The organism is Sandarakinorhabdus sp. DWP1-3-1 (genome assembly GCF_049896705.1).
Lineage (GTDB): Bacteria > Pseudomonadota > Alphaproteobacteria > Sphingomonadales > Sphingomonadaceae > Sandarakinorhabdus.
In genome coordinates this window covers 1,784,654-1,807,260 of sequence record NZ_JAFCUV010000001.1, presented here as the reverse complement: position 1 = coordinate 1,807,260, position 22,607 = coordinate 1,784,654, and the positions used below count along the sequence as shown (strand labels likewise).

Sequence of the window (22,607 nt, the reverse complement as noted above, 5' to 3'; positions counted from 1 at the left end):
GTCAGGCCAGCATCGCCGGGTCCCAGCCCGGCAGGTTGAGGCCGGCGAGCAGCGCCCGTAGTTCGGCACGCGCGCCGACATGGCTGAGGCTGAAATCCTCCAGCGCCGAGCGATCGAGCAGGGTGAGCCCGCGCGGGAAGAATTCGCGGAAGATGACGCGCTCGGCCAGCCCGCCGACGACACGAAAGCCGACGCGCTTGGCCAGCGCATCGAGCGCCGCGCCCACCCGCTTGCGGTTGCGCGCCTCCAGCGTCGACAGGCGGTTGCGCAGCACCACCCAGTCGACCTGGACCCCGTCCTGCTTGGCCCTGGCGCGGCGCGCGTCCCAGATCAGCTCGGCATAGAAACTCGGCCGCTTGACGGCGAAGGTCTCCGGGTCGACCTGGCCGATCAGGTCGAAATCGACGAAGCTGTCGTTGATCGGGGTGACGATGGTGTCGGCACGGGCCAGGGCGGCACGGGCGAGCTCGCTGTCGCGGCCCGGCGTATCGATGACGATGAAGTTCAGCCCCTTGGCCTGGTCGAGCCGCAGTTCGAGTTCCGCCGCGGCTTCCGGTCCATCGGGGATCACCGCCACGTCGGGGCTGGGCAGTGACAGGTCGCGCGATGCGGCAAAGGCGGCACGGTTTTCGAGATAGCGTGCGACGGTGCGCTGGCGCGCGTCGAGATCCAGCATCGCGACCTTGAACCCGGCATGGGCCAGCGCGACGCCGATATGGACGGCGGTCGTGGATTTCCCCGACCCGCCCTTTTCATTGCCGAGCACGATGATGTGCGCGGATTTTTCTGCCGCCAAACCTGCCCCCGCCATTGATGCCCCGAACCTTGCCAATCACGGCGGTTTCGCACACAGCCGCGCGAAAGTGTCAAGCTGCAGTCAAGGCTGACACAACCGAAAGGCCGCCCATGCCGGGACCGCTTCGCATCGTCCGCACCCCCCTAGAGCTGACCGCCGCGATGGAGGCGTGGAAGCGCGCCGGGCATCGCGTCGCCTTCGTGCCGACGATGGGCGCCCTCCACGCCGGCCATCTGGCGCTGGTCGCTGAAGGGTTGAAACATGCCGACAAGGTGGCGGCGTCGATCTTCGTCAACCCCAAGCAGTTCGGGCCGACCGAGGACCTTGAACGCTATCCGCGCGACGAGGCCGGTGACGGTGCCAAGCTGCTCGCGGCGGGTTGCGAGCTGCTCTACGCGCCGACCGTGGCGACGATGTACCCGCCGGGCTTCGCGTCATATGTGCGCGTCGCGGCGCTGCCCGACCTGCTCTGTGGCGCCGCGCGGCCCGGGCATTTCGACGGGGTGGCGACCGTCGTGTCGAAGCTGCTGGCGGCGGCGCGGGCCGATGTCGCGGTGTTCGGCGAAAAAGACTGGCAGCAGTTGGCGATCGTGCGGCGCATGGCGGACGATCTCGACCTCGGCACCCAGATCATCGGCTGCCATATCGTCCGCGATGACGACGGCCTCGCGCTGTCGTCGCGCAACCTGTACCTGACGCCCGACGAGCGCGCCCGCGCCGTCGCACTGCCGCAGGCCCTGTCCCGGGCGCGCGAGGCACTGCTCGCCGGCGGCGATGTCGCCCCGGCGCTGGCCACGGCCGAGCGCAAGATCGCCGGCGCCGGCTTTGCCCGCATCGACTATTTCGAGCTCGTCGATGGCGAGCGGTTGACGCCGCTCAGGGCGGTGACGCCGGGTGCGCGGCTGATGGCAGCGGCGGTGATGGGCAGCACGCGGCTGATCGACAATCTGGCAGTCTGACGTTCCCTCCCTCGAGGGAGAACCTAGCGTGCTTGCCGCCGACCGATCGGATAGCCGCCAAACGGGTAATCATATGGCGAGCCAAAGCCGAAACCGCCGCCAAAGCCACCACCGAACCCGCCGTAACCATAAGGCCCATAGCCGAAGCCGCGCCCCTCGGCTTGGCTGAACGACAGCGTCGCCGTCGCCTGCTCGCCCAGCGGCACCACCGCGGTGCCGAAAAAGCCGCGGGCGCCGCCGGTCCCGACGAACATGCCGACCTCGCCGTGGATCTTCTTGTCGGCCTTGCCCTCTTCATCGGCATAGAGCGACGGGCCGTTGAGGTCGGTGATGCTGCCCGCCGACAGCCGTGACGGCAGCAGCGCCGGCGTGTCGGTGTCGGTGCGCCGCGACCCCGCCGCGATCGCGGCATCGCGCTCTGCCGGCGACAGGCGATAGACTTCCTCCGCCTGCACGGCGGTGCCGGTCAGCAGAGCAAACAGGGTCAGGGCGCGCAGCATCATGTCCATCGGTCCTTCGGCTCCATCGGAGCGCCTTGCCACCTTAGCCGCGCCTGAACGGGGTGGCCATGTCCATCGCCTCGATGTCCGCCGCCACCATTTCGCCCTCACGGGCCACGAAATCGGCGACGGCTTCGCGGAAACCGGCATTCGGGATGTAATGCGCCGACACCGTCGCCACCGGGCGATAGCCGCGCGCCAGCTTGTGCGCCCCCTGCGCCCCGGCCTCGACCCGCGCCAGGCCGTGCGCGATGGCCCAGTCGATCGCCTGGTAATAGCAGAGCTCGAAATGCAGGAAGGGGATGTCCTCGGTCGATCCCCAGTAGCGGCCGTAAAGGCAATCGCCGCCGATGAGGTTCAGCGCGCCCGCCACCGGCCGGCCATTGCGCAACGCCAGCATCAGCAGCACCCGGTCGCCCATGCTTTCGCCGAGCAGCGAGAAGAACGATCGCGTCAGGTAGGGCCGACCCCATTTCCGCATGCCGGTGTCCTGGTAGAACGTCCAGAACGCATCCCAATGCGCCTCGGTGATCTCGGCGCCCGACAGGTGGACGATGTCGACGCCGCTGGCCAGCGCGCCTTCGCGTTCCTTGCGGATCGCCTTCCGCTTGCGCGACGACAGCGCCGCCAGGAAGTCGCCGAAGCTCGCATAGCCGTCGTTCGACCAGTGGAACTGTTCGCCGACCCGAATCAGCCAGCCCTGCGCCGCGAACAGCGGTTGCTGGTCGGGCGCCACGAACGTCGCATGCACCGACGACAGATTGTTCTGCACCGCCAGCGTCTCGGCCGCCGCCAGCAGGACTGGGGCGACAGCAGGGTCACGCAGCAGCAGCCGCGGCCCCGTCGCCGGCGTGAACGGCACCGAACATTGCAGCTTGGGATAATAGCGTCCGCCAGCACGCTCCCAGGCATCGGCCCAGCCATGGTCGAAGACATATTCGCCCTGGCTGTGCGTCTTCAAATACGCCGGCATGATGCCCGCCGGGCGCCCGTCGGCATCATCGACGACGATATGCGCCGGCTGCCAGCCGGTGCGCGCGCAGGCGCTGCCCGATGCCTCCAGGCTGGCGAAGAACGCGTGCTGGACGAACGGATTGTCGGGCCCGGCACAGGCATTCCAGTCCGCCGCGGTCACGTCCGCGGCAGCGGTCAGCACCCGGGCGCGTACCTCCGCCATCAATCCTGGATGGCGACGATCGCGTCGATCTCCACCGCGACCCCGCGCGGCAGCACGGCGACGCCCACCGCCGATCGGGCATGGCGACCGGCCTCGCCGAACACCGCGACCATCAGGTCCGACGCGCCATTGCCGACCTCGGGCTGGTCGGTGAAATCGGGGTGGGAGGCGACGAACACGCCCAGCTTGACGATGCGGCGGACGCGGCCGAGCTCGCCGAGCGCCGCCTGCATCTGGGCGATCAGCCCGACGGCGCAGCGCCGCGCCGCGACCTGGCCGCCGGCGACGTCGACGGTATCGCCGAGCCGGCCCTTGATCAGCGCACCGGCCTCGTCAAACGGGATCTGGCCCGAAATGTGCAGCAGGCCGTCGATGATGACGCCTGGAACATAGTTGGCGGCGGGTGCTGCCGCGGTCGGCAGCGTGATCCCGAGCGCGGCGAGACGGGAGGCGGGGGTATCGGTCATCGTTCGGTCTCCAGGATCGTCATGATATGCTCGATTGCCTCGGCCCAGTCGTCGATCCGGGCGTCGGCATCGGGGGCGGCGGGGATCAGGCCGCGCAGCGGCGCCTCGGCGACCATGTGCAGGCGATGGACGTGCGGCACATGCTTCTTCGCCGAACTGTGATGCGGCGGCAGGTCGTCGATGAACACCGCGCTCGACGGCTGGAACTCGTCGAGCAGCGCCCTGATCGGCGCGCCCTTGGGGCCGTTGTTGCCGATGACCCGGTATGGCATCCCCCTGCGGGCCAGCTCGGCGGTGCGGGTGACGGCGTGATGGTCGGCGATGTTGGTCAGCACGACGACGTCGCAGGTCGTCGCCAGCCGCGCCAGCGCATCGACGGCGCCGGCCACCGGGATCTGCGTCCGCATATGGGTCGTGAAAAACCCGTCGAGCAGCGGCGGAAACGCCTCGGCGGCGATCGGATTGCCGCTCGCGTCGCGGACATTGCCGGTCAGCGCAAAACTGTCGAGCCGCAGAGTCAGCGCATGTTCAGCCTTCAGATAGGCAATGAACGGGTCGATGAACTCGAGGAGTACGCCATCGCAGTCCGAAATGATCAGCGGTCTGCTCACGCCCGGCCCTCCGCCAATGCCGCGCCGGCGGCGACCAGCGCTGCCGGCTTGACGCCGATGGCGTCGGCACAGGCGACCAGGTCGGCCTCGCGGCCGGTCAGGAAATCGACGACCGCGGCGAGCACCACCGGGTCGCCGGCACGTTCCCGCAGCGTCGCCACATCGAGGCCCGACAGCGCCAGGAACCGCGGCCCCAGGTCGGCATCGCCGGCGACATGCGCCAGCGCCATCAGGCCGATGACGGCCGGCGGTTCGGCGCCGTTAGTCTTTCGTTCGTGCAACAAGCGTAGATACCGATCGGCTGGATACCGTTCTTCCCTACGGGGCATGATGGGGGCTTGCCAAGCATTGCCGACGGCGCTGCGGCAATCCTTGCTGGTTGCAAGGCGTGTTTCGCGCTACGCGGAGCGTGGGCGCCATGCGCTGCCGCGGGCGGAAAGCCGGCGTCGGTCGCGCCTGGCGCCGGGGGATAAAGGCATCCGATGACCGTGAGGATCGGTTTTGTGGGGAGCGACAGCGCCGGCGGGCTCGCCGGGGCGCTGTTGTCGCTTGTCCCGCCCGGCGCCACGCTCGAGGTGCTGAGCATCGCCGGCGCCATCCAGCTCATCGGCCAGCGCGCGCTGACGGTGCTGATCGTCGCCCTCGACGGGCCGTCGTCGCCCGCGGCCCTGACGCGGCTGCTCGAATTGCAGCCGGCCGCCGAACAATTTCCGCTGCCGGTGTTCGCACTGGTGCCGCGCGACGACCCGGCGGCGCTGGTCAAGGCCTTCGACCTGCGCGTCGCCGATGTCGCCGGCCTGCCGATCGACCCGCACGAGATCCGCGCCCGCATCGCCGCGCTGGTCCGGCGCCGGGCGGTGGCATCGGCGCGCGCCGCGGAAACCCGTGCGGTCTGGCGGCTGGCGGTGATCGACCCGGTGACCGGGCTCTACAATCGCCACCATCTGGATACGATCCTGCCCGCCGCCTTCGATTCGGCGCGCAGTGGCCGCCGGGCGCTGGCACTGCTGATGATCGATCTCGATGCGCTGAAGCCGTTCAACGACCGCTGGGGCCATGCCGCCGGCGACCGTGTACTGCGCAGCGTGGCCGAGGCGCTGCAGGCCGGGCTGCGACCGACCGACACGATCGCGCGCTTCGGCGGCGACGAGATCGTCGTGGTGATGCCCGATACCGATCACCTGACAGCCGGGCTGGTCGCCGCCTGGCTGGTGAAGGCCGTGGCGGAAACCCCGATCGGGCGCGGCCCCGACGGGCCGGTCCATGTGACGATCAGCGTCGGCCTTGCGGTGCTGAAAGAGGGCGACACCAGTGCCGAAACGCTACTGATGCGCGCCGATGCGGCGCTGTACGATGCCAAGCGCGCCGGGCGGAATCAGGTGGCGGAGGCGGCTTGATTCGGGGGTTGCGGGGCATAAAAAAGCCGCGGCAAAGCCGCGGCTGACGTCGGACGGGTCGGTTGGCGTGGCCAACCGCCCGCCGGCCGCGCTGCTGCGAGTCGGCTTGCAAGCTACGCTTGCGCGCCGCCGCAGGGCGCTACTTGATCTTCGCTTCCTTGAACTCGACGTGCTTGCGCGCCACCGGATCATATTTGCGGAAGTTCAGCTTCTCGGTCTGGGTGCGCGGGTTCTTCTTGGTCACATAATAATAACCGGTGTCCGCGGTCGACACGAGCTTGATCTTGATGGTTGTCGGCTTGGCCATGACAGGTCCCGAAGTAATGCGATTGGACGCGCGCGGCAGGCCGGGCACGAGAAGCGGCGTCCAATGGCGGGGCGCCCGGCAAAAGTCAAGCCGCCGCCGCCAGATTGCCCCGGATTTGGCAGACCGGCGTCGAACACCTAATTGAGCTGCATGACCTTGCCCCCGACCATCGTCGAACTCGAAGACCGTGCCGTGCTCGCGGTGACCGGCGCCGATGCGCGCAGCTTCCTCCAGGGGCTGCTGACCAACGATCTCGACCAGCTCGCCCCCGATCGCCCGCTTTATGCCGGCCTGTTGTCGCCACAGGGCAAGGCCCTGTTCGACATGATCCTGTTCGCCGCGCCGGACGGCGTGCTGATCGACATCGCCGCCACCCGCGCCCCGGCGCTGGCGCGGCGGTTGTCGATGTACAAGCTGCGCAAGGCGGTAGCCATCGCGGCCAGCCCGCTGCGGGTCGTCGCCGGCTGGAACGGCGGCGAGGCCGGCCACCCCGCCGACCCGCGCTTTGCGCCGCTGGGGGCCCGCTGGCTGGCAAATTCCGGTCCAGAGCCGGGGGCCACGACTTATGACGCCCACCGCCTTGCCATCGGCGTGCCCGACAGCGCCGACATCGGCGAGGACGAGCTGCTGTGGCTGGAAACGGGCGCGGACCTGCTCGGCGGCGTCAGCTTCACCAAGGGCTGCTATGTCGGCCAGGAGAATACCGCCCGCATGCACCATCGCGACAAGGTTCGCCGCCGCCTGGTGCCGGTCGCCATCGCGGGCGATCCGGGCGACGGCGTCGTCCGCGATGCCGCCGGCCGCACTGTCGGTGCGCTGCGCTGCCACGCCGGCGGCCGCGGCTTTGCCCATCTGCGGCTGGAGGCTGCCGGCGGTCCGCTCGGCGCAGGCGATGCCGCGCTCACCGTGGCGCGCCCGACCTGGCTGGAACCGGCGCTGGCCGGCGCGGTTGCCGACGCATGATGGCCGCTCCCCCGGCAAAACCTGCCACCCCCGCCGACCCGACGCCGCTGCGCGACCTGCCCGATCAACTCGGCGCGGTGACGCTCGATACCTTCAACTGGCTGCGCTACGACAGCCGCCAGGCGCTGCTGGCGCTCGCTGTCGGCGCCGCGCTTTACGCCGTCTTCTGGACGGTGCGCTGGGGCATCTGCCGGGTCCTCGGCGAAGGCCATGACGTCACGACCTGGCGCGGCTTCGTCCGCCGCATCGTCCGCAAGACCCGCAGCCCCTTCCTGGCGGTGCTGGCCATGCAGGCGGTCGGCAATCTCGGCGAGGCGCCGGCGCCGTTGCTGCGTGCCATCGGCTTCGTCTTCACCATCGCCTTTGCCATCCAGGGCGCCATCTGGGTGCGCGAGATCGTGCTGTCGCTGGTCGAGCGGCGCACCAGCGCCGAGGACAGCGAATCGCTGCGCGACGCGATGAACGTCATCACCGTGCTGGTGAACGTCGTCGTCTGGATCCTGGCGCTCATCCTCATCCTCGACAACGTCGGCGTCAACGTGACGGCGCTGGTGGCGGGCCTGGGCGTCGGTGGCATCGCCATCGGTCTCGCGGCGCAGGGTATCTTCAGCGATCTGTTCGCCGCCCTGTCGATCCTGTTCGACCGGCCGTTCCGCGTCGGCGACGTCATTTCCTATGGCGGCAACACCGGCCGGGTGGAGGCGATCGGGCTGAAGACCACCCGCATCCGGGCGCTGTCGGGCGAACAGTTGGTGATGGCCAACACCAAATTGCTCGAACAGCAGGTGTCCAACATGCGCCGCATCGAGGAACGCCGCATCGTCATGCAGATCGGCATCATCTACCAGACCCCGGCCGACATCGTCGCGCGCCTGCCCGGCGAGATCGAGGCGATCATCGAGGCCCAACCCGACACCCGTTTCGACCGGGCGCACTTCTTCAATTTCGGCGCATCATCGCTCGATTTCGAGTTCGTGTTCTTCGTGACCGTGCCGGAATACAACGTCATGATGGACCGGCGACAGGCAATATGCCTCGCCATCATGCAAAAGCTCGCCGAACTGAAGGTCGAATTCGCCTATCCGACGCAGACGACCTTCACCGCCGCCCCCGACGGCACGATGATCGACCCCCGGCCCGTCATGGAAGTGCCGGCGCCGGTCAGCCCTTCGGAACCGCCTGGCCGCGCAGTTCGACGGGGATCGAACGGTAAATCGGCGCCGGAATAAGCCCCAGCCGGGCGCGGACGTCGTCGATCGGCAGCGGCAGCAGCGCCAGCCAGTCCTGCGCCGGCAGCCAGCGTGCCGCGCGCCCGCGCCGATAGCCTTCGCGAATGGCGGCGACATAGGGCTGCTTCACCGGCGCCTTGCGGCTCTTGAACGCCGCGCCGACGGCGATGAACGCCCAGCCGAGCGCCCGCGTCTGGGCATAGGAGAAGGCGACGAGACAGGCCTCGCCCAGTGAATCCAGGCCATAGCCGGTGGTGACGTGCCACAGGTCGTGCGAATCGCGGATACGCCGGCCGAACCAGGCGACGGGATGCTCAAGCCCGATCATGGTCTGGTTCGAAACCTCGACCAGGCCCTGCGGGGTCACGCCGCCGGTGTCGGTGAAGTCGCGATAGACGGCGCCCAGGCTGCCGGCCGGCAGCGTCGCCAGCCAGGCACGGTCCGACAGGCGATCGGCAAGCTCCTCGCGCTGATAGGCCAGGCGGCCGCCCTCGGCCGTGGCGAGCAGCCGGTGATAGCCCTTGCGGGTCGAATCACCGTTGAGCGCACGCATGATCTCGAAGACTTCGCGGGTATCGTCCTTGTCGCGCAGCAGCCGTTGGAGCGCACGGAAGGCAGCTCCCCATTCCTTGCGCGGGACGGGCAGGCGGCGCGGCTCGGGCGCGGCGGCGATAGCGGTATGGGCGGTCATGCGGAGTAGCTGTACGCAAAAATCGCGCTGCGTAAAGTCCTACTCGGGGTCGGCCTGCTCGGGCGATGCCGCCACCATGTCGCGCCACTGTTCGATCGACACGCCCGACAGATATTCGCGCTGCATCGATGGCGTCAGCACTTCGATCATCACGGCGTTTTCCAGCCAGAATTCGATGACGCCGAACAGCGCGCCGCGCATCCGGTAGCGGGTCAGCCAGCCTTCGCGCCTGCCGATGGCATGGACCTGATCGGCACCGAGATCGGTGGCGATGGCGACATGGGTGGCGGTGCGGGCGCTCGGCACCGGGTCCTTTACGGTGCGGGCATCGCGGTCGCCGTCATCGTCGTCCGCCGGTACCAGTACCGACCCGAACCGATAGATCTCGATGGCGCTGTTGCGGGCGTCGCCGGCCATGGCGATCCACGCGCCGTCGGCGACCGGAGGGACCGGCAGGGCGGCACCGCGCCACAGTTCGGCGATGACCTCGGCGACGCGTTGGGGCTCGCCGGCGGCGATCGAAACATGGAAAATCATCGGGTATGATCCGTGGTTGCTGTATTGGTGAGTTATGTCACCAATACAGCAAAGTCAAGATCGCGGCGTGTCAGTTTCGCGGCACGCTCATCGCCGAATTGTCGGGCGCCACGGCCTGGGCCTGTATCGGGCCATAGCCGCTATCGGGGAAGCTGGAGACGCAGCCGGCCTGTTGCGCGCATTGCTGGTTGGCGGCGTAATGGTCATAGGCACAGCCGCCAAGGCCGAGGCAAAGCGCCAGTAACGTTGTCCTGTTCACCGATTTTCCCCGCCATCACCCTGTGCCGTCGTAATTATCGCGTTTGTTAGCCCCCGCCAAGACCGCCCGGGGCTTGACAAAAACAACCGATATGGTTAATACGCCGTAGCTTTCGGATCGCCCTAGAACGCGGAGCCTTGCGCCATGCCCCATCAGCAGCTGACCATTGCCGCCAGCGACGGCGATTGCCCCGCCCATGTCTTTACGCCCGCCGGTGGCGGCGGCGGCCCGGCGGTGATCATGTACATGGACGCCGGCGGCATCCGACCGGGTGCGCTCGGCATGGCGGAACGACTGGCGGAGGCAGGCCATGTCGTGCTGCTGCCCGACCCCTTCTATCGCTATGGCCCCTATGGCCCGTTCGACCCGGTGGAGGTCTTCAAGGGCGATTTCCGCGCCATCCTCGGCCCGCTGATGGCGACGACCGGCAATGCCAGGGCGGCGGCGGACACGGCGGCATTGCTCGCCTATCTCGACACGCGCAGCGATGTCGTCGGCGGCAAGGTCGGCGCCGTCGGCTTCTGCATGGGCGCCGGCATGGCGATCGCCGCCGCGGGCACGGTGCCCGATCGCTTTGCCGCCGTCGCCAGCTTCCACGGCGGCAACCTCGCCACCGACAGGCCCGACAGCCCGCACACATACGCGCCGCAGCTGCAGGCCGAGGTCTATGTCGCGGCGGCCGACAACGACAACAGCTACTCGCCCGAGATGGCGGCGCGCTTCGAAGCGGCGCTGGACGCGGCGGGGGTGGCGTATCGTGCGGAGGTGTACGATGGCGCCGCGCATGGCTGGATGATGCCGGATTTTCCGGTCTACGACGAAGCGGCGGCGGAGCGCGGGTGGCGGGAGATGCGGGCGCTGTTCGGGCGGACGTTGGGGTAGTGGCGGAGTGGCAGGTTACGCCCAGAAGCGGACGTTAGTTATTCGGAGCGGTAAGCCACGTCGTTATGGGCTCGCGTTGCACAGCGGCGTAGCTCGGGTCCTTCCGGCGAATGTCCACGTCATCGAGGAAATGATACACAAGGTCATAAGGGTATTCCGGCTGCCCCTCGGTATTGAGCCGTTCAATGGCTCTGAGACACATCGCTTCTACCATTGCCCAGTCAATTTTAGGCTCTTTCTCGGCGGCGAGGATAGCGTGCACATCGGCCTGAAGTTCGTCTGACGTCATTCGCTCAGCTTAGGGCGCGCACTCACCAGATCAATGTCTGCTTTCTACCCCGTCTCGGACCCTGCTGCTCCCTCCTCCCACATGAGCGAAGCGGACGTAGAGTGGGCAGGGTCGGGTTAGGGGTCGATCGATTCGGGCACGCTCTGCGCCAACGCCCCCACCCCGACCCTCCCACTCTACCGCCTGCGGCGGTAGGGGGAGGGAGCAGAAGGCACCCGTCAATGGTGTAGCCTTAGTGTAGCCTTAAGCGTGACAACGTTGATTTCAAACGCCGATTTCAGATCCCCGCCACGTCCTCGATGCTCAGCAAGCTCGCATTGCCGCCGGCGCTCGTCGTGTCCGTGCTCACCGTCCGTTCGTGGACGAAGCGCAGCAGGTAGTGCGGTCCGCCGGCCTTGAAGCCGGTGCCGGAGCGGCCCTCCCCGCCGAAGGGTTGTGAGCCGACGACGGCGCCGATCATCGAGCGGTTGATGTAGAGATTGCCGACATGGGCGGTCTCCGCGACCGCCGCGGCCACCGAGGCGATGCGGCTGTGCAGGCCCATCGTCAGGCCATAGCCCAGCGCGTTCACCGCGCCGATGGTTTCGGGCAGGGTCCCGGCCTTCCAGGTCACGACGTGCAGCAGTGGCCCGAACCATTCCTGGGTCAGCTCGGCGATGCTGCCGAGCCGGATCACCGTCGGCGCGATAAAGTCGCCCGTGGCGGGCGCCTCGAGGGTATGGACCCAGCGATCGCGCTGCGACTGGCGATAGCTTTCCAGCCGGTCGTATGATGCGGTGTCGATGACCGGGCCGACATCGGTCGCCGGGTCGGCCGGCGCGCCGATCAGCAACGTGTCCATGGCGCCCTTCAGCATCTCCAGCGTGCGCTCCGCCACATCCTCCTGCACCAGCAGCAGGCGCAGCGCCGAACACCGTTGCCCGGCGCTGCGGAAGGCGCTGGTGATGACATCCTGCACCACCTGTTCGGTCAGCGCGGTCGAATCGACGATCATCGCGTTGATGCCGCCGGTCTCGGCGATCAGCGGCACCAGCGGGCGCGTCTCGTCGTCGAGCAGCGCCCGGGCGATGCGGCGCGCCGTGGCGGTGCTGCCGGTGAAGGCGACGCCTGAAACCCGCGCGTCTCGAACCAGCGCATCACCGGCTTCGCCGCCGCCGGTTACGAGGCGCAGCGCGTCGCGGGGGATGCCGGCCTCGTGCGCCAGCTTGACCGCCGCCTCGGCGATGGCGGGCGTCTGCGGCGCCGGCTTGCCGACGACGGTGTTGCCGGCGACGAGCGCCGCGCCGACCTGCCCGAGAAAGATGGCGAGCGGGAAATTCCAGGGCGCGATGCAGGCAAAGACGCCGCGCCCTTCCAGCCGCAACTCGTTGCGTTCGCCGGTCGGGCCGGGGAGCAGCTGGGGCACGAATTTGGCGCGCGCCTCGGCGGCGTAATAGCGGCAGAAATCGACCGCTTCGCGGACTTCGGCAAGGGCGTCGGGGATCGTCTTTCGCGCCTCGTGAACGCAGATCGCCATCAGCCGCTCACGGTCGCGCTCGAGCAGGTCGGCGAGGCGATCGAGCGCGGCGGCGCGGGCGGCGACGGGGGTGGCGGACCAGGCGGGGAAGGCGCGGTCGGCGGCGTCGACGGCTTCGGCAACGGCGTGGCGGTCGTGCGCATCCTGGATGTCGCCGCGCTTGCCGAACAGCGCGTCGGCCTCGTCGAACAGCAGGATGTCCTTGGCGACGCGCGCCAGCACGACCTCGTCGGCAAGGTCGATCCCGGCGCTGTTGTCGCGGCTGTCGCCATAGAGCCGCACCGGCAGTGGGATCGAGGGGTGCGGCGTGCCGCCGACGCCGGCGATCTTGGCGGCCGGGTCCGCAAGCAGCGTTTCATCGCTGATGCTCGCATCGGCGAGCTGGTGGACAAAGCTGGAGTTTGCGCCATTCTCCAGCAGGCGCCGGACCAGATAGGCGAGCAGGTCACGATGGCCGCCGACGGGCGCATAGGTCCGGCATTTGTAGCCGTCCTCGCGCACCAGCCGCTCGAACAGCCCTTCGCCCATGCCGTGCAGCCGCTGGAATTCGAAGTCGCGGGTGTCGCCGGCCCATTCGAGGATGGTCGCCACCGTCAGCGCATTGTGGCTGGCAAAGGCCGGGTAGATGTTGGGCGCCGCCAGCATGTCATGGGCGCAGGCGAGGTAGGACACATCGGTTGCGGCCTTGCGGGTGAACAGCGGGTAGTCGGCGAGGCCGCCCTCCTGCGTGCGCTTGATCTCGCTGTCCCAATAGGCGCCTTTGACCAGCCGCACGGTCAGGCGCTGGCCGGTGTCGGCGCCCAGGCCTTGCGCCCAGGCGATGACGGCGCGGGCACGCTTGCCATAGCCTTGCGCCGCCATGCCGAAGCCGTCCCAACCTTTGAGCTGCGGATCGCGGGCGACGGCCTCGATGATGTCGAGGCTCATCATCAGGCGCTCGCTCTCCTCGGCATCGACGGTCAGGCCGATGCCGCTGGCGGCGGCCTCATGCGCCAGTTGCCGGACCATCTCGGTCAGCGCCGGCACCGCGGTCGCGGCATGGGCGGTTTCGTAGCGCGGGTGGAGCGCGGACAGCTTGACCGAGACGGAATGGCGGTCGGTGATGTGGTTGGCCTTGGCGGCCTTCGCCGTGTCGCGGATGGCGGCCTGGTAGCTGGCGAAATAGCGGGCGCCGTCCTCATAGGTGCGCGCGGCCTCGCCGAGCATGTCGAAGCTGGCGGTGAAGCCGCGGTTGTCCTTGTCTCCGGCGCGGACCAGCGCCTCGTCGATGGTGCGGCCCATGACGAACACCTGCCCCATCATGCGCATCGCGGCGCCGACAGCCTGGCGGACGAAGGGCTCCCCGGCGCGGGCGACGAGGCGCTTGAGGACGCTGGCCTTTGCCCCAGAGTCGTTGGCATCGCCCAACAGCGCCCGGGTCATCACCAGGCCCCAGGTCGCCGAATTGACCAGCGCCGAATCGGACTCGCCGGCGTGCGCCGACCAGTCGGCATTGCCGATCTTGTCGCGGATCAGCGCGTCGGCGGTCTCGGTATCGGGCACGCGCAGGAACGCCTCGGCCAGGCTCAGCAGTGCCACGCCCTCCGCCGTATTGAGGCGATACTGCTGGAGGAAGCGGTTGACCCAGCCTTCGGTCTGCGCCGCGCGCAGGTCCGCCAACAGCCCGAGCGCGCGGCCGACGACGGCGTCTCGCGTCGCCGGCGCCAGCGTGGCGGTGGGCAGCAGGCCGGCCAGGACCTCGGGTTCGGGCGCACGGTGGAGGGTGCGCATCTGGCTGCGGGCGGTGGCAAGGCTGGTCATCCCCTGGCTCTAGCGGCAGCAGCGGCCCGGGGAAAGCTCAGCCCGCAGCGGCCATCAGGCCGTCGTCGATTTCGCGGGCGCGAATGGCCGCAGGCCGGGCGTCGATCCGCGCCACATAGGCCGCAAAGCTCGGGCGCGCCGGCATTGTGCCGAACTGCAGGCCCCAGCCGATCTGCGCACCGGCATAGACATCGGCAGCCGTGAACCGGTCGCCGGCGAAATAGTCATGGGTCGCCAGCCAGCCATCGAGTGCATCGCACACGGCATCGAGGCTGCCCCAGCCGGCGGCGAGTTCCTTGCCCTGCGGCACGGTGAAGCCCATCGATGCGTTGACGACCGCCTGTTCGACCGGACCGGCGGCAAAGAACAGCCAGCGATAATAGTCGCCGCGAGCGGCCGGTGGCGGCGCCAGCCCGGCATCGGGAAATGCATCGGCGAGATAGGCGCAGATCGCGGCGCCTTCGGTGACGATGGTGTCGCCATGGCGGATCGCCGGCACCTTGCCCATCGGGTTGATGGCGCGATAAGCGTCGGCCTTCATCGTCGTGCCATATTCGAGCAGTTCGGTCCGGTACGGCGCTCCGGCCTCCTCCAGCATCCAGCGGACGATGCGGCCGCGCGACATCGGGTGGGTATAGAAAACCAGTTCGGCCATGGCGTCCTCCCGGTGGTTTTCGCGATACTACGCCCTGCGGCAGCCGTCCGAAAGCAGGCTTGACGACTACAGGCGTAATCGGCATGATTACGCCTGTAATCGGAGAACCCTGTGGTCGAGCGAATCAGCGAAGCGGAACTGGTGGTGATGGAGACCCTGTGGGCCGATTCGCCGCTGACGGCATCCGATGTCGTCGAGCGCATCGACGGCGGCCGCGGCTGGAGCGACCGTACCGTCAAGACGCTGCTCGGCCGGCTGCTGGCCAAGGGCGTGCTCGCCCATGTCGAGGACGGCCGGCGCTATCTCTATCGGCCGCTCGTCGAGCGCGCCGACTATGTCGCGCAGGAATCGGGGCGGCTGGTCGATCGGCTGTTCGGCGGCCGCGCGGCGCCGCTGGTCGCGCATCTCGCCGAATCGGGGCAATTGTCCGCCGCCGACATCGCCGAACTGGAAGCCCTGGTCCGGGAGCTGAAGTCATGAACAGCTGGGTCATCGAAACTTTGGTGTCATCGACGGCGCTGATGCTGCTGGTGCTGGCGATCCGCCGCCCGGTGGCGCGGTTGCTCGGCGCGCGCACCGCCTATGCACTGTGGGCGCTGCCGGCGCTGCGGCTGCTGCTGCCGCCGTTGCCGGGCTGGACGACGCTGTATGCGCCGGTCGCCCCGCACGAACCGGCGGCGCCGCTGGCATCGGCCGATACGGCCATCGCCACGGCCCTGCCGGCTGTCACGACGTCGCCGGCGATCGTGACCGGTATCGACATGGGCCTGATGCTGCCCCTCCTCATAGCGCTGTGGGCGGTCGGTGCGGCGGCCTGGTTCGGCTGGCAGATGTGGCGCTATCGGCGCTTCATGGCCGAGGCGCTGGCGACCGCCGAATCGCTGGCCAGCGCCGGCGGTGTCGAGGTGCTCGTGACGCCCGCGGTCGCGGGGCCGATGGCGGCCGGCATCCGCCACCGCCGTATCCTGCTGCCGGCCGATTTCACCAGCCGTTACACCGCCGATGAGCGTCGGCTGGCGCTGCTGCACGAGGGCGCCCACCATGATCGCGGCGACCTGTTGGCCAATCTCGCCGGGCTGGCGGTCGTCGCCGCGCACTGGTGGAACCCGGTCGCGCACCTCGCCTATCGCGCCTTTCGCCGCGACCAGGAACTCGCCTGCGACGCCACCGTGCTGGCCGGCAGCACCGTCGATACCCGGGTCGCCTATGGCAGGGCGGTGATCAAGTCGGCTTGCAGCCGTACCCCTGCCGCGGCGTGCGCGATGAACCACAAGAGCCATCTCAAGCAGAGGATCGCCATGATGAAATCGAGCCATGACGGTGCCGCGCGCGCCGTATCCGGAGGCCTGTTCGCCGTCGTCGCCATCGCCGGCGGCCTGCTGCTGTCGGCATCGGGCAGCGCCTATGGCCCCGACGACATGCCGCCGGTCACGCCGATGCCGCCGACTGCCCCCGAGGCACCGTTGTCGCCTGTTGCTGCAATGCCTGCTGTCGCGCCTGTCGCCCCGCTGCCTGCGGTCGCCCCGGTGGCGCCGCCGGCGCCGCCCGCAGCCGTCGCGCGCCGCAGCCAGCATATCGTCATCCACCGCAGCGACCTGTCGGCCGCCGATCGCCGCGAACTGCGCAATGCCGAACGCGAGGCCCGGCGTGCCGGCGTTGAGGCTCGCCGCGCCGGGGAAGCCGCCGGCCGCGCCGGTCGTGAAGCCGGGCGCCAGGCCGAGGCAGCGGTTCGCGCCATGGATATCGAGGGCACCGTCCGCCACGCCCTCGCCGCGGCGCGGATCGGCATGGTGTCGCACTGCGCTGCCGCCGGCGTCACGGTCACCCGCGACATCGATCCGACGACCTGCGACGCGCAGTTCCGCAGGCACATCCGCGAGACCGTCCGGCAGTCCCTGCAGGCGGCCCGGATGAGCATTTACGCCAGCCATGGCCTGGCCGAGGAGGCTCGCCGCGAGGCGTTGCAGGGCATCGACGAAGCCATCGCCGAGAGCGACCGCGAACCGGTGGCCCCGATCGGCTGAGCGCCGCAATGCGGTTGACGCTTACGTCACCCCGCGCCTAGGTTGCCGCAAAACAACCTTGGGGTATCCGCGATGGCAAAGGCAGTTCCGCTCGAAGATTATCGGGCGCTGGTTGGGACGGAAGTCGGCGTTTCCGATTGGATCCTGGTCGACCAGGCCAAGATCGATGCCTTTGCCGAAGTCACCGGTGACCACCAGTTCATTCACGTCAATCCCGAGCTTGCCAAGCAGACGCCGTTTGGCACCACCATCGCCCATGGCTATCTGACGCTCAGCCTGTGTTCGGTCTTTGCCTATGGCGCCATGCCGGGGATCGCCGGCGCGCGGATGGGGGTCAACTACGGCCTCAACAAGGTGCGCTTCATGGCGCCGGTGAAGTCCGGCAGCCGGGTCCGCGGCCGCTTCGCACTGGTCGATGTCACCCAGCGCCCCGATGGCGCCTGGCAGACGACGAGCAATGTGACGGTGGAGGTCGAGGGCGAGACCAAGCCCGCGCTCGCCGCCGAGTGGATCACGCTGACCTACGTTTGAGGAGCAAGCGATGAGCCGTATCGGACTGTTGCAGAAACCCTGGCCCGAAGCCTTTGCCGCGACGATCGAGAAGATCGTGCCGCCGGGCACCGAGCCGCTGGCGCTGTTCACCTCGGTTGGGCAGAGCCAGAAGGCGCTCGATCGTTTTCTCGGCGGCGCCATCGCCGGCAAGGGCGCGATCGATTTCCACACCCGCGAGATCGTCATCCAGCGCACCACGGCGCAGACCGGCTGCGAATATGAATGGGGCATCCATTCCAAGCTGTTCGCCGCCAAGGCCGGATTGTCCGACGCCCAGGTGCGATCGACATTCGACGGCCATGCCGACGACGGCAACTGGGAGGCGGCGGACGCCGCGGTCATCGCCAGCGTCGATGCGCTGCTCGCCAACAAGAAACTGACCGATGACGAATTCGCGCGGCTGGCGGCGCATTTCGACACCGCCGCGATCCTGGAGATCGTCCAGCTCATCGCCTTTTACCACGGCGTCGCTCTCATCACCGGCGCCATCGACCTGCCATCCGAACCCGGCATGGGGCGGTTTCCGACCGCCTGAGCCACAGCTGCAAAGAAGGACATTCCCATGCGTGAAGCCGTCATCGTCTCGACTGCTCGTACCCCCATCGGCAAGGCCTATCGCGGCGCCTTCAACGCCACGCCGTCGCCGACACTGGGCGGCCATGCCATCAAGCATGCCGTGGCTCGCGCCAAACTGGAAGGCGGCGAGATCGACGACGTCGTGATGGGGGCGGCGCTGCAGCAGGGTGTCCAGGGCGGCAACATCGCGCGCACCGCGCTGCTCCGCGCCGGCTTGCCGGTGACCGTGTCGGGCCAGTCGATGGACCGCCAGTGCTCGTCGGGCGTGATGGCCATCGCCACCGCCGCCAAGCAGATTATCGTCGACGGCATGCAGATCGCCGTCGGCGCCGGCATCGATTCGATCTCGATGGTGCAGAACGACAAGATGCGCGTCGGTGCCGACCCCAGCCTCGTCGCCATGCACCCGGCGATCTACATGCCGATGCTGCAGACCGCCGAAATCGTCGCCAAGCGCTACAATGTCAGCCGCGATCGCCAGGACGAATATGGCTATCAGTCGCAGATGCGGACCGCCGCGGCGCAGCAGGCCGGCAAGTTCGACGACGAGATCGTGCCGATGACCACGACCATGCAGATGGTCAACAAGGAAACCAAGGACGTCACCAGCCATGAGGTGACGCTGTCGAAGGACGAGGGCAACCGGCCGGAAACGACGCTGGAGAGCCTGAAAGGCCTGAAGCCGGTCATCGAAGGCGGCGTCATCACCGCCGGCAACGCGTCGCAGCTCTCGGACGGTGCGTCGGCGAGCGTGCTGATGGAAGCCGGCGAGGCGGCGCGGCGCGGGCTCACCCCATTGGGGGCTTACCGCGGCATGGCGGTGGCTGGGCTGGAGCCCGACGAGATGGGCATCGGCCCGATCTATGCCGTGCCCAAGCTGCTGAAGGCCAATGGCCTGACGATGAACGACATCGGCCTGTGGGAGCTGAATGAAGCGTTCGCCGTACAGGTCATCCATTGCGCCGACGTGCTCGGCATCGATCCGGAACTGCTCAACGTCAACGGCGGCGCGATCTCGATCGGGCACCCCTATGGCATGACCGGCGCACGCTGCACCGGCCATGCGCTGATCGAGGGCAAGCGTCGCGGGGCGAAATATGTCGTGGTGACGATGTGTGTCGGCGGCGGCATGGGCGCTGCGGGGCTTTTCGAGGTTTACTGAGCGCGGCCGGGCGCAACGGCGCGATTGCGTAGCAATCGGCTGTTGCGCGCGGACTAGCGCGCAGTCGGCCAGCAGGGCGGTCGGCATGTCGCCGGCCGAACCTGTCTGACGTCACGTCACGGCTGTGCCGGGACGCCTTCCGTATCGACCGGCCGCCGGTTGATGATCGCCCACAGATGCACCAGCAGCAGCACCAGCAGCAGCCCGGCCGCCGTTCGCCCGACCTGTGACGGCCCGTAATAGCGCGTGTGGAACGCCCCCCAGCCGCAGATCACGAAGAAATTCGCGTAGAGCAGCGAGCGTTCCCAGCGGCCGCTGCTGGCGAGCAGCGTCGGCAGCAGCAGCGCCAGGCCGGCACCGATCACCGGCATGTCGTAATCATAAGCATAGGGGCTGATGACCAGTGATGCACAGGCGGCGAAGCCCAGCGCCTGAATGGTCGGCAGGCGCCGCTGGGCAAGAACGATCGCCGCCAGCGCGGTGACCGCCACCACCGCCTGGCCGGCGAGTGCGACACCGGCCGGCAGCCCGGCGGAGCGCAGCGAGGCATAGGCGGAGACCATGCGGCAGAAAGGGTAGAATCGACCCTGCAGGAAGCCGGCGGTGTTGCGGATGCCGGCGAGAAACGCGTCCCAGATCGTCGGCGAGATGATGAGCAGCGGCAGCAGCGACGCGATGCCGACGGTCAGCGCGGCGACGAAGAACACCTGCCAGCGCCGGTCGACGACGACATACAGCGCCAATGCCAGCGCCAGGTGCGGCTTGATGATCATCAGGCCCAGCGGGATGCCGGCCCAACCGCGGCGATCGCGCAGGCCGATGACCGTCAACCCGATCAGCGTGCCGGTCAGCAGGCCGTTCTGGCCGAAGAACATGTTGGCGCAGATCGGCCCCAGCATGAGCAGCAGCATGGTGATGAAGTTGGCGCCGGCGGCACGGCGCAACATCAGCAGATAGGCGCCGGCGGTGATCGCGAAGAACATGCCGAACGACAGCCCGCGGGGCAGCAGCGCCAGCGGCGCGACGACCAGGTCATAGGGCGGCGGGTAGCTCCAGGTCAGCCGGTAGTTCTTGCCCATCAACTCGATCTGCTGCTGGACATATTGGGCATAGTCATAGGACGCGACGATGTCGCCGCGCAGCGCCAGCCGCGAGGCCATGTAAAAGGCGTCGAAATCGGATGCGGTGGGCTTGCCGACCGCGCCGTAATGCGAAATGCCGCCATTGATGACCATGAAGGCGACGGTCATCAGCATCAGCATCAGGTAGATGCCGCGCAGCCGCGACCGCTGCGCCGTCTCCACAATCTCTGCCAGCATAAGTTGCCCCGACCCCCGTGTGTACCCGATCGCGGGCCATCGACCCCTGCCGCATGGCCGGGCGAAATTCCACGCTTTTGTTGCGCTGCACCGGAAGATTGGCCATTTGCCGCGATATCGGGCATGGAGTGCCCAACATGTCATTTACATCCCTGCCGCCGCTTCTCGCCGAAGCGCTATCCGCCCGTGGCTATGCCGCGCCCACGCCTGTCCAGGCCGCCGTCCTGCAGCCCGACGCCGAAGGCCGCGACCTTATCGTGTCCGCCCAGACCGGTTCAGGCAAGACCGTTGCTTTTGGCGTCGCCATGGCGCCGCAGCTGCTGAACGAGGACGGCCGTGCCGATCGCGCCGGCGCGCCGCTGGCGCTGGTCATCGCGCCGACGCGCGAGCTGGCGCTGCAGGTCAGCCGCGAGCTGGTCTGGCTCTACGGCAAGACCGGCGCCCGCATCGCCACCTGCGTCGGCGGCATGGATGCGTCGAAGGAAAGGAAGTTGCTCAACCAGGGCGCGCATATCGTGGTCGGCACGCCGGGACGCCTGCGCGATCACCTGGAGCGCGGGGCGCTCAACCTGGCGCAGATCAAGGTCGCCATCCTCGATGAAGCCGACGAGATGCTTGACATGGGCTTCCGCGAGGACCTGGAACAGATCCTCGACGCGACGCCCGAGGCGCGCCGCACCTTCATGTTCTCGGCGACAATGCCGAAGCCGATCGTGGCGCTGGCCAAGCGCTACCAGCGCGACGCGCTGCGCATTTCGACGGTCGGCGAAGATCGCGGCCATGGCGACATCGCCTATCAGGCGGTCACCGTCGCACCCGCAGATATCGAGAATGCCGTCGTCAACCTGCTGCGGTTCCACGAGGCGCCGACGGCGATGCTGTTCTGCGCCACCCGCGACAATGTCCGGCATCTCCACGCCAGCCTGATCGAGCGCGGTTTCGACGCGGTTGCGCTGTCGGGCGAGCACAGCCAGAACGAGCGCAACCAGGCACTGCAAGCCCTTCGTGACCGCCGCGCCCGCATCTGCGTCGCCACCGATGTCGCCTCGCGCGGCATCGACCTGCCGACACTGTCGCTGGTCATCCACGTCGAATTGCCGCGCGATGCGGAGACGCTGCAGCATCGTTCGGGCCGCACCGGCCGGGCGGGCAAGAAGGGCACCGCCGTGCTCGTCGTGCCTTATCCGGCCCGCCGCCGGGTGGAGGGCATGCTGCGCGGCGCGCGCATCAATGCCGAATGGATGAACGTGCCGGGCCCCGCCGACATTCGCCGCAACGACCACGAACGGCTGCTGACCGCGCTGATGGAAGTACCGGTCGAGATCGACGACGAGGATCGCGCGCTCGCCGACCGGCTGTTGCTGGAGCGCAGCCCCCAGGACATCGCCGCGGCGCTGGTCCGGATGCACCGGTCGAAGATGCCGGGCGTCGAAGAGCTGATCGACAACAAGGGGCCGGCGCCGCGTGCCGAGCGCCCGTCCAGCGACGGCCCGCGCGACGGCTTTGAAGACACCGTGTGGTTCCGCATGGATGTCGGCCGCCGCCTCAACGCCGATCCGCGCTGGTTGCTGCCACTGATCTGCCGCCGCGGCCATGTGACGAAGACCGAGATCGGCGCGATCCGCATCATGCCCGAGGAGACGATGTTCGAGATCCCGCGCGCCATCGCGCACCGGTTCGCCGATGCGCTGCACCGGACCGAAGGCGAGGATCGTTCGCCCGAAGGCGGCATCCGGATCATCCCCGCCGATGGCCCGCCGCCGCCGCAGCGCAGCGGGCCGCGGCCTGGTCCTGGCAGCAAGCCGAACCGGCCGGTGCTGGTCCGTCCGGTGGCACCCGGCGGCGGCTATGAGCGCAAGGGGCCGCCGAGTGGCCCGCGCGGTCCCCGGCCCGGCCCCGCCAATCCGCAGCAGCGGGGCAAGTTTCGCCAAGGCTGATC

The 22,607-nt window shown here is 68.5% G+C and carries 25 protein-coding genes; 11 read left to right on the top strand and 14 right to left on the bottom strand.

All coding sequences use genetic code 11. The annotated features are described in order from the left end of the window. Position 1: 1 nt before the first annotated feature. Positions 2 to 811 (bottom strand): division plane positioning ATPase MipZ, encoded by an 810-nt coding sequence (locus tag ACP7AI_RS08730; RefSeq protein WP_426166253.1) that lies wholly within the window; start codon positions 809 to 811, stop codon positions 2 to 4. A gap of 95 nt (positions 812 to 906) precedes the next feature. On the opposite strand from ACP7AI_RS08730, the gene panC reads away from it, so the two are divergent. Further along, positions 907 to 1,755, top strand: coding sequence for a pantoate--beta-alanine ligase (gene panC / locus ACP7AI_RS08725; RefSeq protein WP_426166250.1), 849 nt, complete (start codon positions 907 to 909; stop codon positions 1,753 to 1,755). A 23-nt stretch (positions 1,756 to 1,778) separates the two neighbouring features. On the opposite strand, the gene ACP7AI_RS08720 is transcribed toward panC, so the two are convergent. The 5 genes from ACP7AI_RS08720 to ACP7AI_RS08700 are packed head-to-tail and all read right to left on the bottom strand — an operon-like array spanning position 1,779 to position 4,791. Beyond that, positions 1,779 to 2,258 carry a hypothetical protein gene (locus ACP7AI_RS08720; RefSeq protein WP_426166247.1) on the bottom strand — a complete coding sequence of 160 codons (480 nt, stop codon included), beginning with the start codon at positions 2,256 to 2,258 and terminating at the stop codon, positions 1,779 to 1,781. A gap of 40 nt (positions 2,259 to 2,298) precedes the next feature. Further along, positions 2,299 to 3,432 carry a GNAT family N-acetyltransferase gene (locus ACP7AI_RS08715; protein ID WP_426166244.1) on the bottom strand — a complete coding sequence of 378 codons (1,134 nt, stop codon included), beginning with the start codon at positions 3,430 to 3,432 and terminating at the stop codon, positions 2,299 to 2,301. After that, positions 3,432 to 3,899 carry a RidA family protein gene (locus tag ACP7AI_RS08710; RefSeq protein WP_426166241.1) on the bottom strand — a complete coding sequence of 156 codons (468 nt, stop codon included), beginning with the start codon at positions 3,897 to 3,899 and terminating at the stop codon, positions 3,432 to 3,434. Before ACP7AI_RS08710 ends, ACP7AI_RS08715 begins: the two co-directional genes overlap by 1 nt. Then, positions 3,896 to 4,510 (bottom strand): HAD family hydrolase, encoded by a 615-nt coding sequence (locus tag ACP7AI_RS08705; protein ID WP_426166238.1) that lies wholly within the window; start codon positions 4,508 to 4,510, stop codon positions 3,896 to 3,898. The genes ACP7AI_RS08710 and ACP7AI_RS08705 overlap by 4 nt, the downstream gene beginning before the upstream one ends. Continuing rightward, entirely contained in the window at positions 4,507 to 4,791 is a 285-nt protein-coding gene (locus ACP7AI_RS08700; RefSeq protein ID WP_426166235.1) for a DUF3572 domain-containing protein, read from the bottom strand. Before ACP7AI_RS08700 ends, ACP7AI_RS08705 begins: the two co-directional genes overlap by 4 nt. 201 nt (positions 4,792 to 4,992) lie before the next feature. Here ACP7AI_RS08700 and ACP7AI_RS08695 point away from each other — a divergent pair, with 201 nt between their 5' ends. Next, positions 4,993 to 5,907 carry a diguanylate cyclase gene (locus ACP7AI_RS08695; protein ID WP_426166232.1) on the top strand — a complete coding sequence of 305 codons (915 nt, stop codon included), beginning with the start codon at positions 4,993 to 4,995 and terminating at the stop codon, positions 5,905 to 5,907. Positions 5,908 to 6,046: 139 nt separating this feature from the next. Here ACP7AI_RS08695 and rpmG read toward each other — a convergent pair whose 3' ends face one another. Next, the gene (gene rpmG, locus ACP7AI_RS08690; protein WP_426166229.1) at positions 6,047 to 6,214 is read right to left on the bottom strand and encodes a 50S ribosomal protein L33; all 168 of its coding nucleotides are present in this window, start codon (positions 6,212 to 6,214) and stop codon (positions 6,047 to 6,049) included. Between the two features lie 150 nt (positions 6,215 to 6,364). Here rpmG and ACP7AI_RS08685 point away from each other — a divergent pair, with 150 nt between their 5' ends. Beyond that, the gene (locus ACP7AI_RS08685) at positions 6,365 to 7,177 is read left to right on the top strand and encodes a YgfZ/GcvT domain-containing protein (protein ID WP_426166227.1); all 813 of its coding nucleotides are present in this window, start codon (positions 6,365 to 6,367) and stop codon (positions 7,175 to 7,177) included. Then, positions 7,174 to 8,406 (top strand): mechanosensitive ion channel family protein, encoded by a 1,233-nt coding sequence (locus ACP7AI_RS08680; protein ID WP_426166224.1) that lies wholly within the window; start codon positions 7,174 to 7,176, stop codon positions 8,404 to 8,406. The genes ACP7AI_RS08685 and ACP7AI_RS08680 overlap by 4 nt, the downstream gene beginning before the upstream one ends. Here the strand turns inward: ACP7AI_RS08680 and ACP7AI_RS08675 are convergent. The 3 genes from ACP7AI_RS08675 to ACP7AI_RS08665 form a co-directional block, all read right to left on the bottom strand. Beyond that, the gene (locus ACP7AI_RS08675; protein WP_426166221.1) at positions 8,339 to 9,097 is read right to left on the bottom strand and encodes a Coq4 family protein; all 759 of its coding nucleotides are present in this window, start codon (positions 9,095 to 9,097) and stop codon (positions 8,339 to 8,341) included. The genes ACP7AI_RS08680 and ACP7AI_RS08675 overlap by 68 nt on opposite strands. A gap of 39 nt (positions 9,098 to 9,136) precedes the next feature. Next, on the bottom strand, positions 9,137 to 9,634 hold the full coding sequence (locus tag ACP7AI_RS08670) for a hypothetical protein (RefSeq protein ID WP_426166219.1): 498 nt from the start codon (positions 9,632 to 9,634) through the stop codon (positions 9,137 to 9,139). A gap of 70 nt (positions 9,635 to 9,704) precedes the next feature. Next, the gene (locus tag ACP7AI_RS08665; RefSeq protein WP_426166216.1) at positions 9,705 to 9,893 is read right to left on the bottom strand and encodes a hypothetical protein; all 189 of its coding nucleotides are present in this window, start codon (positions 9,891 to 9,893) and stop codon (positions 9,705 to 9,707) included. A gap of 144 nt (positions 9,894 to 10,037) precedes the next feature. On the opposite strand from ACP7AI_RS08665, the gene ACP7AI_RS08660 reads away from it, so the two are divergent. Further along, positions 10,038 to 10,775: a dienelactone hydrolase family protein gene (locus ACP7AI_RS08660; RefSeq protein WP_426166213.1), complete on the top strand. Its 738-nt coding sequence runs from the start codon at positions 10,038 to 10,040 to the stop codon at positions 10,773 to 10,775. A 34-nt stretch (positions 10,776 to 10,809) separates the two neighbouring features. On the opposite strand, the gene ACP7AI_RS08655 is transcribed toward ACP7AI_RS08660, so the two are convergent. The 3 genes from ACP7AI_RS08655 to ACP7AI_RS08645 form a co-directional block, all read right to left on the bottom strand. Further along, a complete protein-coding gene (locus ACP7AI_RS08655; protein WP_426166211.1) occupies positions 10,810 to 11,064 on the bottom strand; it encodes a hypothetical protein in 255 nt (84 codons plus the stop codon). Between the two features lie 277 nt (positions 11,065 to 11,341). Further along, positions 11,342 to 14,380: a bifunctional proline dehydrogenase/L-glutamate gamma-semialdehyde dehydrogenase PutA gene (gene putA, locus ACP7AI_RS08650; protein ID WP_426166208.1), complete on the bottom strand. Its 3,039-nt coding sequence runs from the start codon at positions 14,378 to 14,380 to the stop codon at positions 11,342 to 11,344. A gap of 37 nt (positions 14,381 to 14,417) precedes the next feature. Then, positions 14,418 to 15,035: a glutathione S-transferase family protein gene (locus tag ACP7AI_RS08645; protein WP_426166205.1), complete on the bottom strand. Its 618-nt coding sequence runs from the start codon at positions 15,033 to 15,035 to the stop codon at positions 14,418 to 14,420. A 111-nt stretch (positions 15,036 to 15,146) separates the two neighbouring features. Here ACP7AI_RS08645 and ACP7AI_RS08640 point away from each other — a divergent pair, with 111 nt between their 5' ends. The 5 genes from ACP7AI_RS08640 to ACP7AI_RS08620 all read left to right on the top strand — a co-directional run bounded on the left by ACP7AI_RS08640 (position 15,147) and on the right by ACP7AI_RS08620 (position 19,349). Then, positions 15,147 to 15,515: a BlaI/MecI/CopY family transcriptional regulator gene (locus ACP7AI_RS08640; protein WP_426166203.1), complete on the top strand. Its 369-nt coding sequence runs from the start codon at positions 15,147 to 15,149 to the stop codon at positions 15,513 to 15,515. Then, entirely contained in the window at positions 15,512 to 17,059 is a 1,548-nt protein-coding gene (locus ACP7AI_RS08635) for a M56 family metallopeptidase (protein ID WP_426166201.1), read from the top strand. Before ACP7AI_RS08640 ends, ACP7AI_RS08635 begins: the two co-directional genes overlap by 4 nt. A 72-nt stretch (positions 17,060 to 17,131) precedes the next feature. After that, complete coding sequence (locus ACP7AI_RS08630) at positions 17,132 to 17,590, top strand: MaoC family dehydratase (protein WP_426166198.1); 459 nt, start codon at positions 17,132 to 17,134, stop codon at positions 17,588 to 17,590. Positions 17,591 to 17,600: 10 nt separating this feature from the next. Continuing rightward, positions 17,601 to 18,146 carry a carboxymuconolactone decarboxylase family protein gene (locus ACP7AI_RS08625; RefSeq protein WP_426166195.1) on the top strand — a complete coding sequence of 182 codons (546 nt, stop codon included), beginning with the start codon at positions 17,601 to 17,603 and terminating at the stop codon, positions 18,144 to 18,146. A gap of 27 nt (positions 18,147 to 18,173) precedes the next feature. Continuing rightward, positions 18,174 to 19,349 carry an acetyl-CoA C-acyltransferase gene (locus ACP7AI_RS08620; RefSeq protein ID WP_426166193.1) on the top strand — a complete coding sequence of 392 codons (1,176 nt, stop codon included), beginning with the start codon at positions 18,174 to 18,176 and terminating at the stop codon, positions 19,347 to 19,349. Between the two features lie 116 nt (positions 19,350 to 19,465). Here ACP7AI_RS08620 and ACP7AI_RS08615 read toward each other — a convergent pair whose 3' ends face one another. Next, on the bottom strand, positions 19,466 to 20,668 hold the full coding sequence (locus ACP7AI_RS08615; protein ID WP_426166190.1) for a glycosyltransferase family 87 protein: 1,203 nt from the start codon (positions 20,666 to 20,668) through the stop codon (positions 19,466 to 19,468). 137 nt (positions 20,669 to 20,805) lie between these two features. On the opposite strand from ACP7AI_RS08615, the gene ACP7AI_RS08610 reads away from it, so the two are divergent. After that, positions 20,806 to 22,605: a DEAD/DEAH box helicase gene (locus ACP7AI_RS08610; RefSeq protein WP_426166187.1), complete on the top strand. Its 1,800-nt coding sequence runs from the start codon at positions 20,806 to 20,808 to the stop codon at positions 22,603 to 22,605. Positions 22,606 to 22,607: the final 2 nt, after the last annotated feature.